Here is a 15,101-nt window from a genome sequence, read left to right as displayed (position 1 = left end):
TCTTTAATCATCATATTTTTTTATCTTCTTCTTCCATGCTTCTAAAGAAATCTGATTCATCTTCATTATCAACCAAATCAACACTACTAAGTTTTTTTATTCCTCTTACTAAATCTAAAACGCTCTCTATTTTTATTAATACTTTTCTTTCATCTTTATCCATATATTTTTTAGTTCTAGTTATTATTTCCAACCCTCTATCTAAATCATCATCACTTAATTCTAACATTTTCATTCCTTTATCAAGATCATTTATGTTAAAACTAGCTACTGGATCTATATAATCAGATTCATCAACAAAATCATCTTCATCTTCTTCTATGTCTATTTCTTCATCTTCAATATTTTTGGGTCTTAATTTGTTTTTTAATTTGATTTTATTATTTTTCTTATTTAATTTTGACCTCATACTTGCCATTTCTTGATTTATATCTAAACTACCAGTTTTATTGTCTGACAATGATATACTTCCATTACTTAAAGCTACCATCCCTAATATAAATAGTAAACTGTTCACCTTTGTCACCCCTTACTATATACTACTCCTAATATATAAACTATGTTTTATTTACTATTATTGTTACTTTTTTTATAAATTCGCATATATATTATTTATAGGTATTTTTTATTTTTCATATTATTAATCATAATTTATTAGATACTTCTATATATAAATAATATGAACATAATCAAATATATATTATTGAAAGAGGTGCTTTTATGAAAAAATAGATAAAGAAGCTATGGAAAATTCGCAAAGGAAAAAATATTGATAAAGGCAAAATCGAAGAAATAGCAGATGGATATAAAGATAAATCAGAAGATGAACTTATGGATGAACTTATTAAAATAGGCAAACTCTTCAAGGAAAAGAAGAGGTTGTTGAAAAGTTTAAAACTTTTTTAGATGATAATCAAAGAAAAAATAGATAGCATAATGACTAAAATTTCTGCTGCTGAAGCTCAAGATAAGATAAATAGTAAAAAATTGAAAAATCTAAGTCTTCAGACCAACCAAGTAAAGATTCTAAAAACTCTAAGAATTCTAAGAATTCTAATTCAAACAAATCTGATAGCAAGAAAAAATCTAAATCTGGTAAGTCTGGTAAATCTGAAAAACAACTGAAGAAAGCTCTCCAAGTAAAAAAGTTAAAAAAATTGTAAAAAAAGTAAAAAACAAGACGAATAAATATATAAGTAAAAAATGTAACCTATATTAGGTTACATTTTTTACGCTTTTAATTGGATTTAGATCATTATGTATATTTCCAAGTATCTCATCTTTAATCTCACAAGCTTTATTTAATATACTATTACAATTTTTAGTATACTCACTTATCATAGCCTCATCATCTAATCCAAGTAGATTCACTTTAACATTAAGTATAGCACCTTCTATACCTGTGTATATAAGAAGCGTTCCTACTCCTATATCTGTAATTGCATTTTGATTTCCATACTTAGCCATAAAACTTAACAGTTCTAGAGATTCTAAAGATATCGATGCCGTTTTAAAAGGTACCTCTATAGAAAATTCAGTTGCACGTTTTATAGATTCTTTTCTAACCATTTTTTCTTCGTCTGTTTCTTTAGGCATTTTTAATGCTTTCATATATGCATCAAATGATTCAGTATCTTTGTCTACTAACATTAATAATTCTTCTCTTATATCTCCTAGCTTATTAAATCTTTCTGTAAATTCTTTTCTTATCTCTTCATCCAAACTCTCATATTTTTTCTTTCCAAAACTTAAGTTTGCCATCATCCTAGCTAAACTTACACCTATATTTGATGCTAGTGCTGAAACTGAACCTCCACCTGGCGCAGGAGAGTTTGAATCTACTTCTTTTGAAAAATCTTCTACCGTCATTTCAACTAATTTCATATTAAAATCCTCCCTTAAAGATTTTTACTAATAACTAACTTAAAATGCTCTCAGTTTCTTTATTTAGTATTTGTTTATTATTCACAACAAGCTCTCCATTTTTATATACACAATGTGTATGGTTTATACCAAAATGATACATTAAGTACTCTATATTTGGAGCGTCAAATATTACTAAATCAGCTTTTTTTCCTATTTCAATTGATCCAATTTCACTTTGTCTATCTATTGCACATGCAGCATTTATTGTAACACCACTTAAAACCTCATTAGGAGTCATTTTAAGCCCTAGACAACCTAACTGCATTACAAACTGAAGATTTTCACTAGGACAACTTCCTGGATTATAATCGCTAGATAAAGACACTGCAACTCCAGAGTTTATCATTTTTCTAGCATCAGCATAATTTTTGTTTAGGTTAAAAGATGTACCTGGAAGGATATTGGCAATAACACCTTTATCAGCCATTAACATTATCCCATTATCACTAGCTGCCATTAAGTGATCAGCTGATATACATCCCATTTCAGCTGAAAGTTCAGCTCCACCTAAAGAAACTATTTCATCCGCGTGTATTTTTAACTTGTACCCTAGTTCGTTTGCTCTTTTAAATATTTTTCTAGTCTGTTTTATATCAAATACTTCATCCTCGCAAAATACATCGCAAAATTCAGCCAAATCTAGCTCCTTAACTTTTGGCATCATTTCATTTATCAAAATATCCACAAATTCATCTGGATTTTTTTTATATTCAACAGGAATCGCGTGAGCACCCAAAAACGTACTAACTAAATCTATAGGATGTTTTTCGCCTAAAGCTTTAGCTACCTCTAATTGTTTTATTTCTGTACCTATTTCTAACCCATATCCACTTTTTGCTTCTACCGTAGTTACCCCAAACTCTAACATTCTATCTAAGCTTTTATATGCTTTTTCATATAGTTCTTTAAATGTAGAACTTTTAGTGCTTTTTACTGTACTTAATATTCCTCCTCCACTTTTTAATATTTCTAAATAAGGCACTCCTGCAAGTTTTTTTGCAAATTCATTCTCTCTACTTCCTCCATGAACTAGATGTGTGTGTGCATCTATAAGCCCTGGAGTTACTAGTTTTCCTTCTGCATCTTTAATTTCTGTATTTTGATTTATTAGATGTTTATAACCATCATCTATTCCTATATCACAAAATCTACCATCTTTTATCGCAACATATGCATTTTCTATTATTTCTATATCATTCATCGCTTTTCCTATAAAAGGCTCATTACCTTTCATAGTAGCTAGTTTTCCTATATTTTTAATAATTATATCCGCAACCATATATTCTACTCCATTAAACTAGTCTCTAGAACTTTATCTAAAGAGAAATTTTCAAGTCCTAAATAATAAGAAGCACAGTCAACTAAAGCTTCCATAGGACAAAGCCCTACTATTTCACTTCCCATTACATTAACCCCATATCTTTTAGCTTCCATTTTTACAGCTTCAAAAGCTCTATACATAGCAGTTTTAGAATAATCAGTTAAATTCATAGTAACCTGAGTTATTCCTCTTTCTGGTATCTCTACAGGACCAGCTTTTATAAATCTATATCCTCCACTTGAGTGTCTTATAGTTTTTGCTATGCTTGATGCTATATCTATATTTGGAGTATCTAAGTTTATATTATAAGCTATTAAAGGTTTTCTAGCTCCTATAGCTATAGCACCTGCATTGGGATGCTTTTTAGCTTGTCCAAAATCAGGTGCCCAATTAGAATCTTCAAACTTAGCATCTAATCCTTCATACTCTCCTTTTCTTACCTTAGCTAGATTTTCCCTTTCAGGTTTTGAAGCTGCACATTCATACAAAAACACTGGTATATCATATAATCTTGCAACATCTTCACCTAACTCTTTCGCAAGCTCTACAGCTTCATCCATTGTCATACCTTTTATAGGTATAAATGGGCAAACATCTGTAGCTCCAAATCTAGAATGTTGTCCTTTATGAGTATTCATATCTATTACATCTTTAGCTACTCCTATAGACTCTAACACTGCATTTTTAACTGCCTTAGGCTCACCTATAACAGTAACTACTACTCTATTGTAATCCTTGTCTGCTTCATAGTTTAAAAGCTTAACGCCCTCTTTTCCTCTAAGTGGTGATACTATCTTTTCAATTTTTTCTAAATCCCTACCTTCACTAAAATTAGGTACACATTGCACTATAGCCATATTAATTCTCCCCCTATATTCTAATTTTAATAGTTATGTTATATATAAATTTTAAGTTACTACGCTAGCGCAATAAGCGCAGTAACTTAAAATTTTAACCTTATTATTTACTTGCCTCTATAACCTGATTTATTAAATCTTCATCTACTATATATGGTAGTGTTATATGGTCTTGACCATAACACATTTTGTTGTATTCCATAACCGTTGTTATAGAATTTTCATTTCTAGCCCAAGCACGTCTAGCAACTCCTCCCATAACATCCCAAGGCATAGCTGTTCTTAATATTTCATCTACTCTATGAGATCCATCAAGAACCATTCCAAATCCACCATTTATAGATTTTCCTATTCCTACTCCACCACCATTATGTAGAGCTATTAAACTCATTCCTCTAGCTGCATTACCCGCAAAGCAATGAGTAGCCATATCTGCCATTATATTACTTCCATCTTTTATGTTAGATGTTTCTCTAAATGGAGAATCTGTTCCTGACACATCATGATGGTCTCTACCTAGCATAACAGGTCCTATCTCTCCTTTTCTTACCATTTCATTGAACTTAAGAGCTATATTAGTTCTTCCCATAGCATCTTGATAAAGTATTCTAGCCTGAGATCCTACAACTAAACCATTTTTTCAGCATCTCTTATCCATATCCAGTTATCTCTATCTTGATATCTCCTGTTCGGGTCTATACAGTCCATAGCCGCCTTATCAGTTTTTATTAAATCTTCTTTTTTACCACTTAAACATACCCATCTAAATGGACCATATCCATAGTCAAAAAGTTGAGGCCCTAATATATCTTCAACATATGATGGGAATATAAATCCATCTTTTTCATCTACTCCATTTTTAGATATCTCTTGGCATCCAGCATCATAAATAGCTTTCATAAAACTATTTCCGTAATCAAAGAAATAACTTCCTTTATTTGTTAATTTTTGAATAACTTTAAAGTGAGCCTTTAGAGTTTCATCTACTAATTGTACAAACTTATCTTTATCCTTAGCTAAAAGTTTTGTTCTTTCTTCAAAAGTTATACCTTGAGGACAATAGCCTCCATCATAAACGGCATGACAAGATGTTTGATCTGATAATAAATCTATATGTATATCTTTTTCTACTGCATATTCTAATAAGTCCACTATGTTCCCATTATAAGCTATTGCACAAGCTTCTTTTTTATCTATACATTCTTTAGCTAACATAAATGCCTCTTCACATGTTTTAGCAACTTTACTTACCCATCCTTGAGTGTATCTAGTTTCTATTCTTGAATAATCAACTTCAGCTATTATACCTACTCCTCCAGCGATTTCTACAGCTTTTCCTTGAGCTCCACTCATTCCTCCAAGTCCTGAAGTTACAAATAGCTTTCCAGCTAAATCATCTTTTTCTGGTATTCCAAGTATTAATCTTCCAGCATTTAATAATGTTGAGTAAGTACCATGAACTATACCTTGTGGGCCTATATACATCCATCCTCCAGCTGTCATTTGACCATAATTAGATACACCTATAGCTGCTGCTCTTTTCCATTCCTCTTGATTATCAAACATTCCTATCATTAAACCATTACTTATTATTACTCTAGGTGCATCTGGTTTAGATTTAAATAATCCTACAGGATGCCCTGACTGTATTACTAGTGTTTGATCTTGATTCATTACTTCTAAATATTTTTTAATCAAATTGTACTGCATCCAGTTTTGGAATACTTGACCTGTTTCACCATAAGTAACTAACTCATATGGATATAACGCTATATCAAAGTCCAAGTTATTGTCTATCATTACTTGGAATGCTCTAGCTTCAGTACATTTTCCTTTATATTCATCTATTGTTTTTGCTTTTATGTTACCTTCTGGTCTAAATCTATATCCATAAATTCTTCCAGTAGTCATTAATTCATTTAAAAATTCTGGAGCTAATTTTTCATGATATTCTTCTGGTATATATCTTAATGCATTGTTTAATGCTAATTTTATATCTGATTGAGATAATTTTGCCTCTCTTTTTGGAGCCCTTCTTATCCCATCTATAAATTGTGGTATTTCACTTGGTATATAATCTAATTTTATAGTCATTGCATCTTTAATTTCTTCATTTGTAACATTCATAACTTTTTCTAAAGTAACCATAACATCTACTCCCTTATACAGTTTTATATTTCACTTAAAGCAACCTCTTCATTTATTAAAAGCTCACTGTTTAAAGCTTTTTCTACAGCTTCTACTACTAAGTTTTCTTTGATAATATCTTCACATTTATTTATTTCTTTATACATAACTAAATCTTCATCTATAAATTTAGTATGATTTCTTATAACATTATATGCGGCATCTGTCCCAACACCTAATTTCTTTTTACCTCTTAAATCTATAGCCTGAGCTGCTGCTAATAACTCCATAGCTAATACATTTCTTGTATTTTCCATTATTTCTTTTGCTTTTCTCGCTGCTATTGTTCCCATAGAAACATGGTCTTCTTGATTTGCTGATGATGGTATTGAATCTACACTAGCTGGATGTGCTAATACTTTATTTTCTGAAACTAATGATGCTGCACTATATTGCACTATCATAAATCCTGAATTAACTCCACCATTTTTAGTTAAAAATGCTGGTAATCCATTACTTAAAGCTGGGTTTACTAATCTTTCAAGTCTTCGTTCTGATATGTTAGCTATCTCTGATAAAGCTATTCCCAAGAAGTCAAAGCTTAAAGCCATTGGTTGCCCATGGAAGTTTCCACCTGATATTACATCTTCTTGTTCTGGGAATATTATTGGGTTGTCCGTTACTGAATTGATTTCTATATTAATTTTATTTTTTACGTATTCAATTGCATCTTTACTTGCTCCATGGATTTGAGGTGAACATCTAATCGAATATGCATCTTGAACTCTTAAATCACCTTGTTTTGTTGTCATCTCACTTCCATTTAATATTTCTAGTATATTTCTTGCAGTGTTGATTTGCCCTCTATGCGCTCTTACTAAATGTACTCTTTCATCCATAGCACATGTAATTCCATTTAACGATTCCATAGTTAACGATAATGCAACATCCGAAAGCTTTAATAAGTTCATTGCATCATACGTTGTAAGTGCTCCTACCGCAGTCATAACTTGTGTTCCATTTATAAGAGCTAACCCTTCTTTGGATGATAACTCCGGTAAAACATCTACTCCAGCGAGTTTCATAGCTTCTGCTGATGGAATTTTTTGTCCTTCATAAAATGCCTCTCCCTCACCTATCATAGTAAGTACCATATGTGATAAAGGAGCTAAGTCTCCAGATGCTCCTAGTGATCCTTTTTCAGGAATTACTGGACAGACGTTATTGTTCAGCATGTTTACTAATGTATTTAAAGTTTCAATCCTTACACCAGAGTATCCTTTTGATAAATTATTTACCCTCAAAAGCATTATAGCTCTTACTATATCTTCTTCAAAAGGTTTTCCTACTCCACAAGCATGACTTATAATTAGATTCCTTTGCAAGTTATGAGTTTCTTCTTTTGATATGGTTACATCTGAAAATTTTCCAAATCCTGTAGTTATTCCATATACAACCTTTTGTTCATCTACAAATTTATCAACTAAAGCTCTTGCTACTTTAACTTTTTTTAACGCTTCTTCCCCTAACTCAACTTTATATCCATTTCGAGATACATTTACTACATCTTCTATAGTAAGGTCTCTACCGTCTATAATTATTTTATTCATACAAAAATCCCCCTATATATATAATAAAATTATGAAATACGGTTTTAGTCTTGTAATTTAATAGCTTCTACATATTTTTCAAAAGTCCTTTCATTTAATTATATATTATTTTTTATTTATATATTACTTTGTATTTATAAATAAAAATAATATACAATTCATTAAAATAAAAAAGCATATTATCTTTTAGATAACATGCTTTTTTATTAGTTTCTGTCTATTACACTTTCTCTTTCAACTATTCTGTATGGAAGTTCTACCTTTTTATTTTCTAAAGGTTCCTTATCAATCATTTTTATTACCATTCTTATTGCAACAGCACCCATATCATATAATGGTTGATGTACTGTAGTTAATTTAGGTCTATACATAGCTGCTATTTTTGCATCATTAAATCCTGCAACAGATATGTCTTCAGGTACTTTATATCCTGCATCACATATTGCGTTAAGAGCTCCTATAGCTGCTTCATCCCCTGTAACAAATACAGCATCAGGTTTTTTACCTTCATCTAGTATTTCTTTCATGCTATCATACCCGTACTTATATGTAGTTCCAGCATTCTTTACTAGGGATTTGTCTATTTCTATGTTATTGTCATTCATAGCTTTTTCAAATCCTAAATATCTTTCCGCTTCTAAAACAGTGTCATCTTCACTTGTCATTATGAAAGATATATTTTTATGACCCTTATCTATAAGATATTTAGTCATATCATATGTTGCATCAGTATTACTTATGCTTACTGAATATACATCGTAGTTTCTAGCAGTTTTACTTACATATACAGCAGGCATTCTACAATTTTGTATATACTCTAAATGCTCTTCATCTACTTTCCAAGACATCATAACGATACCTTCTACCTGTTTAGCTCTTAATAAATTTAAGCTCTTTAATTCTTGTTCTTTATCAGAGTATGTATTTGCTAATAATATGTCATAATCATACATTTTAGCAACTTCCTCTATACCGTTTACCAGTTCACTTACAAAAGAATCTGAAACCTCTGGTACGATAACTCCTATTAACTGACTTTTCTTTGTCACTAAACTTCTAGCCAACGGATTTGGAACATAACCAGTCTCTTTTATTACGTCTAATACTTTTTGTTTAACTTCATCCGTAACTGGTTTTGAATCATTTATTACTCTAGATACTGTAGATATAGAAACGCCCGCTTTTTTAGCTACATCTTTTATTGTTACATTAGTTTTCATTTAGCATTCCTCCTTATCTTAATTTTTACTATATTTTATGAAATCTATTCTTAAGTCTTTGTAAAAATTAATTTTATCATAACTTTTAAACAATTTAAATATATTTCGACAAAAAATAACACGCCAGTTAATTACTGGCGTGTTATTTTTGTATTTGATTACTCAAGAATTATTAGCATCCACATCCATCATTTTCAAAGAATCCTGCACATGAACAAGTTATTAATAATAATATTAAGAATGGTATCCATGCACATACGTCTATCTCTGCCCAAGTTTCTCCAAATGCTAAGAATAGGAAGAATAATACTATTATCCACCATGCTCCTCCGCCGAAACCTCCACATTCACCGCCGAAAAATCTGTCTAACATAATTTTACCTCCTAATTGAACTCATTTAGTTATATCGCTAGTTAATTTTTATTAGCTAGCTATTTTATATAATATGAATTTATCTTTATATTGGTTACTTTTATTTTTTATCTTTGTATATTTGTTGTTTTAGTTGATTATTAGAAGAAATCTCCACAACAGCATAATATTAATAAAACTATTAAGAATGGTATCCATGCACATATGTCTAATTCTTCCCAACAATCACCAAATGCTAAAAATAAGAAGAATAATACTATTATTATCCATCCACATCCAAAGTCTTCATTTCCAAATAATCTGTCTAACATTTTGTTACCTCCTGTTGTCTATTTTTAATGTTGTCTATTTTGTTTCGTGTAAGTTAGAAGCATCCACCACAACTACATAATATTAATAAAACTATTAAGAATGGTATCCATGCACATATATCTAGTTCTTCCCAGCAGTCACCAAATGCTAAGAATAAGAAGAATAGTACGATTATCCACCATGCTCCTCCAAAACATCCATCTTCACCAAATAGTCTATCTAACATTGTGTTACCTCCTGTTGCTGATTAATTATTTGAGCTTTCGCTCTTAACATATACTATGCATAGGCTTTACTTTTTGATAATAATTTTATAATTTTTTACTAGTATTTTTTTAATTGCTTTAAATACTAAAAAGGCTACCTAATATAGGTAGCCTTCCCCCCTTTTAATTAACAACCACAGTCGAAGTCCTCTCCGCATCCATCCATTCCACATGAACAAACAATAAGAAGTAATATTAAAAATGGAATCCAGTCAGTTATGCATATCTCTGCCCAACATTCTTGGAAAGCTAAAAATAGGAAGAATAATACTATTATCCACCATGCGCCTCCACTAAAGAATCCACCTGATCCAAATATTCTACTTAAACTGCCCATATATACCCCCTGTTTTTTGGATTGCTAAAATTTTATCCCCTTTTAGCTAACCCATATTAAAGTTTCAGAAGTCTTTTCTCAAATGTATTATGCACTTAATTTATACTATGGGAATTAAAAAAACGGTTACTATACAATTTTATTTATATAAATTTCTTTTTATATATTTAGTAATTAAAAAAAGCTCCCATCGGAGCTTCTTTTAGCAACATCCATCATCAAAATTGAATAATAAAAGTATTACAAGTATTATCCATATCCATGAATTATCATCGCAGAAAAAGTTGTCAAGTAGGTCAGTACATAATAATAAGAATACAACAACAGCTATTATTAATAAACTTGAACCTCCAAAGGATGAATTGCATCCACATCCAAAACTTCTTAAAAGGTTATCTAGTTTTGACATATGGTTACCCCCTTTTCAATGTTGAGAAACCTATAGTTTCTCTTAATTATTCATATGCTAGGGTATATAAGTATGTTACTTCGAAAAAATTTTTCTCTAATATACTATCCAGCTCTTTTTCTGATAGTTCATTATATTTTTTCACCATATTTAAATGTTCATTATTTTTCTTATCATTAGATATACTTTCAATCATATTTTCTACTGATTTAATTCTATAATCCTTATATTTACTTGTAAAAAAGATGTCTTTGTGTCCTCTATACATTTTTTTAAATTTTGAAGTCTATCTATGTACTCTTTATTATCTTTTAAATCACGCTCTTCTTTAGTTATAATATCTTCTAGAATCATATTACTTTCTACTACATACGAACTTATCTTTTGGATATCTAAGTTTATGATACTGTAATATGAGTTTATTAGTAACACAACTACAACGCATACAGATGATGCTAATAAACCTATATATTTCATAATCATTCCTCCTATGTTTTCTTTATAAAATATATATGCTTGTTTTACTATATTATTCTAAAATTTATATAATTTAATATTGAAAAATTTCACTTCTTATATTAAACTACAATTAAATTATGAATTTATTTATTAGGAGGTTTATCATGTTTGAAAGAGTTAGGGAAATAATCGCTGATCAACTAGGTATTGATAATCTAGATAGTATCACTTTAAATACATCTTTAACTGAAGATTTGGAGGCTGATTCTTTAGATGCTGTTGAAGTTATAATGGCTTTAGAAGATGAATTTGGAATAGAAATTCCTGATGAAGCTGCTGAAAAATTCACTTGTATAGGTGATATTTGCTCTTTTATAGAAGAGCATAAATAAAAAAAGCCGAGTTTTTAAACTCGGTTTTTTACTTATTTTCCTCATAAAACTTAACATTTTTTATCGTTATATCAATACTTCCATCTGGATTTTGTTTTATACTATATTTCATCGGATCTTCAAAATTACTTAGTTCCCCTCTTACATCAAATCCAGTATCAGTCTTTATACTTCTTTTCTTTAATTTTTTTCTACCCACTGCTTATCAATACTAAAAGATTCTTCTAAACCTTTATCTTCCATATGCTCTTTAAAGCTTTCTTTTAAATCTGTATTATCAATTGTTTTTTCTACAAAATCATTTAAATCTATTTCTTCTTTTTCTTTTAAAGTATAGTTTAATACACTTCTTACGTCTTCTGCTTGTTTTATATCATTAGCTAGTGCATTAGTTATCCACGTTTCTGCACTATTTTTAAATACCTTAGTTTTATGTTTATCATCAACAATTTTCTCAGCATTTAAAAATTCACTTATAAATTTAGATTCTAACTCTTCCTTTTCTGCATCCTTATCTAAAAGTCTTAAGTGATATTCATCATTCATTCCTGTTAAGCCTACTATTGCACATTGCTTTTGTCTTTGTGTCTCTGGTATTCCTATTTCATTTGGAACCATTTGTATATTGAATTTATCATCTACAAACTCTATAGAATGAGTATATAATCTTTTGTAATCTAATTTTAATATACCTACATACTTTTCATCTTTCACAGTATATAAGCATATAGCTAAATCACATGACTCTAACTCTGCATTTATTTTCATTGTATCAAATAAATATGCAGCTATCTCTTTTGAATTTTCTAGAAATGTATTTTCATCATATATTATTTGCTCACAACAATTTTTAACTATGTTGTTTTCGTAATCTTTAAATATACCTTTTCTTAAATCATCATCTTTACTAACCCTTTTGATTATTTTTTGGAAAAATTTATCAACTTCTTGACTAATTTTACCCTCAAAATCATTTAATATAGGAACTTCACTATTTTTATCTAGTACATGTACTATAAACTTATGTATTATCATAATTTCACCTCTATCTTAATTTTTCTATTAACTCTTTCATATCTTGTGGAATTTCCGCTTTGAATTTTAAACTTTCTTTTGTTCTTGGCTGATTAAACTCTAGACTATAAGCGTGTAAAGCTTGTCTATTTATTAATTCTTCATCTACATATCCATATAGCTCATCTCCAATTATACCATGACCAATATGGCTCATATGAACTCTTATTTGATGAGTTCTACCCGTTTCTAGTTTAATTTCTAGTACAGTGGCATCATTTAATCTTTCTAAAACTTTATAATGAGTCACTGATTCTTGCCCTCTATCATCAATGACTCTTTTTATACTATCTTCACCAGGTTTATATATAGGCTCATTTATAGTCCCAAAATCATCTTTTACAATTCCCTTTACAATGGTTATATATTTTTTTATTACCTTATCATCACTCATATCTTTAGATAAATTATAATGAGCATATGCATTTTTAGCTACTATTACTAATCCTGATGTATTCATATCTAATCTGTTTACAAATCTTATTTTAACTTTTTCATTTCGTTTAATTATATAATCTGTAATTCCATTTGCAATTGTATTTATATTGTGACTCTTTGTTGGGTGTACAACTATAAATGGAGGCTTATTCACCATTATTAAGTCAAAATCATCATAAATTACTTCCAAATTTAAATCTTGAGGCATAAAATTTGCCATATCTTCTTCTATTTTAACCTCTATTAGGTCACCTTTTTCTATAGTAGTACTTGGCTTTTTAAACGTACCATTTACTAAAACACTTTGGTTTCTTTTCATTTTTGATAAAGATCTTACTGAGAAGTTCAACTTATCTAATAATATTTCTTTTAAAGTTGCATTTTCCTCACTTGTGTAAGATATAACATCATATCTTTGTTCTTCTTTTTTGAACAAATTTACACCTACTTTCAATTATAATAACATTATCTATTTTATACTATTTTTGCAGAATAGATAAGACTTTTTATTTATCCATTACATATTTTACTAAGTTATCAATTAATTTTTAAATTATGTTATAATACAAATGTAAAGAGGTGGGGATATGAAAAGAACGATAATAATAAACTCAAATTCATTAGATCTATCTATTAAAACAAGAGATGTACTAACTGAAAAACTAATTTGTGCTGGCTTTAATGTAAGCTATAATTTTGATAGTGCTGCTGATCTTATAATATCAATTGGTGGTGATGGTTCTTTTTTAAAAACTGTTCATGACTTCGATTTTCCTGAAATACCTATTTTAGGTATAAATACTGGTCATCTAGGTTTTTTTACTGATGTATATCCTAATTTTATTGATAAATTTATTGATGATTATAAAAAAGGTAACTTTATACTACAAGATATACCTCTTGTACAAGCAACTATATGTACAAAAGGAAGCTGTATAGATATGTTTGCGGTCAATGATGTTGTCATAAAAGGAGATAAATCTAGAACTATACATCTTAACTTAAATGTCAATAATAAAGATATTCAAAACTTTAGTGGAGATGGGCTATTAATTTCTACACCAACTGGTTCAACAGCTTATAACTATGCTGCTGGTGGTAGTATAGTTGATCCTAGCTTAAAACTTATGCAATTAACTCCTCTACACCCTATAAATACTAATGCATATAGGTGCTTTACTTCTAGTATTATATTTCCTCATGATGCATTAATTGGAATTTTGCCAGAGTATAGATTTGAGGATGCTTTATTAATAGTCGTTGATGGCGTCGAGCATAGATTCGAAAGAATAACAAGCATATCAATTACTACATCAGACGTATTTGTTAAATTAGTTAGACTCGATAACTATGAATTTTGGAGCAGAGTCTCTGAAAAATTTTTATAATATTTAGGAGGTTAATTTTATGAAAATAGGCGTAATGAGCGATACACATGGTAGCTTACTTTATTTTGAAAAAGCTTTAGATACTTTATCTGAATGTGATATTATACTTCATGCTGGAGATGTTTTATACCATGGTCCTAGAAATGATTTACCTGATGGATACAACCCTAAGGGTGTTATATCTAAAATAAATGAATTAGATAATATACTTATAGCTCGCGGGAATTGTGATGCAGATGTAGACCAAATGGTTATAAACCATCCTATACAAGGACCTTATGTTTTAAGTCAGTTTGGAGAAGCTAGAATATTAATAAATCATGGATATGTAGATTCTAAAGAAGAAACTATAAAAAAGGCAAAATCTATGGGTGCTGATATTTTAATACTTGGCCATACTCATGTAAAAGAACTTTTTATTGATGAAAATCTTATAGTTATAAATCCTGGAAGTACTTCTATTCCAAAAGATGGTTCTCATTCAGTTGCAATTATAGATATGCTAGAAAGTTCTCATGAATTAGATTTAGATATAAATCTAATTGATATAAATTCAAATGAAATTATAAATTTATAATAAATAAAAAATGAA

General features: G+C 29.5%; 17 protein-coding genes and 2 pseudogenes. 3 read left to right on the top strand and 16 right to left on the bottom strand.

Annotation, left to right across the window (positions count from 1 at the left end; all coding sequences use genetic code 11):
- Nucleotides 1–10 precede the first annotated feature (10 nt).
- The 14 genes and pseudogenes from LEQ07_RS20170 to LEQ07_RS12350 all read right to left on the bottom strand — a co-directional run bounded on the left by LEQ07_RS20170 (nucleotide 11) and on the right by LEQ07_RS12350 (nucleotide 11,235).
- Complete coding sequence (locus tag LEQ07_RS20170; protein WP_317852077.1) at nucleotides 11–517, bottom strand: hypothetical protein; 507 nt, start codon at nucleotides 515–517, stop codon at nucleotides 11–13.
- A 698-nt stretch (nucleotides 518–1,215) separates the two neighbouring features.
- Nucleotides 1,216–1,884, bottom strand: a complete 669-nt coding sequence (locus LEQ07_RS12410; RefSeq protein WP_263330872.1) for a cyclodeaminase/cyclohydrolase family protein — start codon at nucleotides 1,882–1,884, stop codon at nucleotides 1,216–1,218.
- 34 nt (nucleotides 1,885–1,918) lie between these two features.
- Nucleotides 1,919–3,205 carry an imidazolonepropionase gene (gene hutI / locus LEQ07_RS12405; protein WP_046824353.1) on the bottom strand — a complete coding sequence of 429 codons (1,287 nt, stop codon included), beginning with the start codon at nucleotides 3,203–3,205 and terminating at the stop codon, nucleotides 1,919–1,921.
- 5 nt (nucleotides 3,206–3,210) lie between these two features.
- Entirely contained in the window at nucleotides 3,211–4,104 is an 894-nt protein-coding gene (ftcD, locus tag LEQ07_RS12400; protein WP_046824352.1) for a glutamate formimidoyltransferase, read from the bottom strand.
- Nucleotides 4,105–4,207: 103 nt separating this feature from the next.
- Nucleotides 4,208–6,231 (bottom strand): annotated as a pseudogene (locus LEQ07_RS12395) (urocanate hydratase).
- 44 nt (nucleotides 6,232–6,275) lie between these two features.
- Nucleotides 6,276–7,841: a histidine ammonia-lyase gene (gene hutH, locus LEQ07_RS12390; protein WP_263330869.1), complete on the bottom strand. Its 1,566-nt coding sequence runs from the start codon at nucleotides 7,839–7,841 to the stop codon at nucleotides 6,276–6,278.
- Between the two features lie 206 nt (nucleotides 7,842–8,047).
- Nucleotides 8,048–9,061, bottom strand: coding sequence for a LacI family DNA-binding transcriptional regulator (locus tag LEQ07_RS12385; protein WP_046822572.1), 1,014 nt, complete (start codon nucleotides 9,059–9,061; stop codon nucleotides 8,048–8,050).
- A gap of 172 nt (nucleotides 9,062–9,233) precedes the next feature.
- Nucleotides 9,234–9,434, bottom strand: coding sequence for a hypothetical protein (locus LEQ07_RS12380; RefSeq protein ID WP_263330867.1), 201 nt, complete (start codon nucleotides 9,432–9,434; stop codon nucleotides 9,234–9,236).
- A 140-nt stretch (nucleotides 9,435–9,574) separates the two neighbouring features.
- Nucleotides 9,575–9,745: a hypothetical protein gene (locus LEQ07_RS12375; protein ID WP_152650780.1), complete on the bottom strand. Its 171-nt coding sequence runs from the start codon at nucleotides 9,743–9,745 to the stop codon at nucleotides 9,575–9,577.
- Nucleotides 9,746–9,798: 53 nt separating this feature from the next.
- On the bottom strand, nucleotides 9,799–9,972 hold the full coding sequence (locus LEQ07_RS12370) for a hypothetical protein (protein ID WP_021428642.1): 174 nt from the start codon (nucleotides 9,970–9,972) through the stop codon (nucleotides 9,799–9,801).
- A 167-nt stretch (nucleotides 9,973–10,139) separates the two neighbouring features.
- Complete coding sequence (locus LEQ07_RS12365) at nucleotides 10,140–10,349, bottom strand: hypothetical protein (RefSeq protein WP_263330866.1); 210 nt, start codon at nucleotides 10,347–10,349, stop codon at nucleotides 10,140–10,142.
- Between the two features lie 202 nt (nucleotides 10,350–10,551).
- Nucleotides 10,552–10,758: a hypothetical protein gene (locus LEQ07_RS12360; RefSeq protein WP_021428628.1), complete on the bottom strand. Its 207-nt coding sequence runs from the start codon at nucleotides 10,756–10,758 to the stop codon at nucleotides 10,552–10,554.
- 46 nt (nucleotides 10,759–10,804) lie between these two features.
- Complete coding sequence (locus tag LEQ07_RS12355) at nucleotides 10,805–10,954, bottom strand: hypothetical protein (RefSeq protein ID WP_263330865.1); 150 nt, start codon at nucleotides 10,952–10,954, stop codon at nucleotides 10,805–10,807.
- Between the two features lie 5 nt (nucleotides 10,955–10,959).
- On the bottom strand, nucleotides 10,960–11,235 hold the full coding sequence (locus tag LEQ07_RS12350; protein WP_263330864.1) for a hypothetical protein: 276 nt from the start codon (nucleotides 11,233–11,235) through the stop codon (nucleotides 10,960–10,962).
- Between the two features lie 146 nt (nucleotides 11,236–11,381).
- Here LEQ07_RS12350 and acpP point away from each other — a divergent pair, with 146 nt between their 5' ends.
- Nucleotides 11,382–11,609 carry an acyl carrier protein gene (gene acpP, locus LEQ07_RS12345; protein ID WP_021432008.1) on the top strand — a complete coding sequence of 76 codons (228 nt, stop codon included), beginning with the start codon at nucleotides 11,382–11,384 and terminating at the stop codon, nucleotides 11,607–11,609.
- A gap of 28 nt (nucleotides 11,610–11,637) precedes the next feature.
- Here the strand turns inward: acpP and LEQ07_RS12340 are convergent.
- Nucleotides 11,638–12,644: pseudogene (locus tag LEQ07_RS12340) on the bottom strand (nucleoid-associated protein).
- 10 nt (nucleotides 12,645–12,654) lie between these two features.
- Nucleotides 12,655–13,557: an RluA family pseudouridine synthase gene (locus LEQ07_RS12335; RefSeq protein ID WP_046822567.1), complete on the bottom strand. Its 903-nt coding sequence runs from the start codon at nucleotides 13,555–13,557 to the stop codon at nucleotides 12,655–12,657.
- Nucleotides 13,558–13,708: 151 nt separating this feature from the next.
- Between LEQ07_RS12335 and LEQ07_RS12330 the strand changes: the two genes are divergently transcribed.
- Nucleotides 13,709–14,509 carry an NAD(+)/NADH kinase gene (locus LEQ07_RS12330; protein ID WP_263330863.1) on the top strand — a complete coding sequence of 267 codons (801 nt, stop codon included), beginning with the start codon at nucleotides 13,709–13,711 and terminating at the stop codon, nucleotides 14,507–14,509.
- A gap of 19 nt (nucleotides 14,510–14,528) precedes the next feature.
- Nucleotides 14,529–15,086, top strand: a complete 558-nt coding sequence (gene yfcE / locus LEQ07_RS12325; protein ID WP_046822565.1) for a phosphodiesterase — start codon at nucleotides 14,529–14,531, stop codon at nucleotides 15,084–15,086.
- Nucleotides 15,087–15,101 lie beyond the last annotated feature (15 nt).

It is taken from the genome of Paraclostridium sp. AKS73 (assembly GCF_025671395.1).
GTDB classification, from domain to species: domain Bacteria; phylum Bacillota; class Clostridia; order Peptostreptococcales; family Peptostreptococcaceae; genus Paraclostridium; species Paraclostridium benzoelyticum.
Note: the sequence above shows the minus strand (reverse complement) of the source record. Positions and strands in the feature narration are given on the sequence as shown.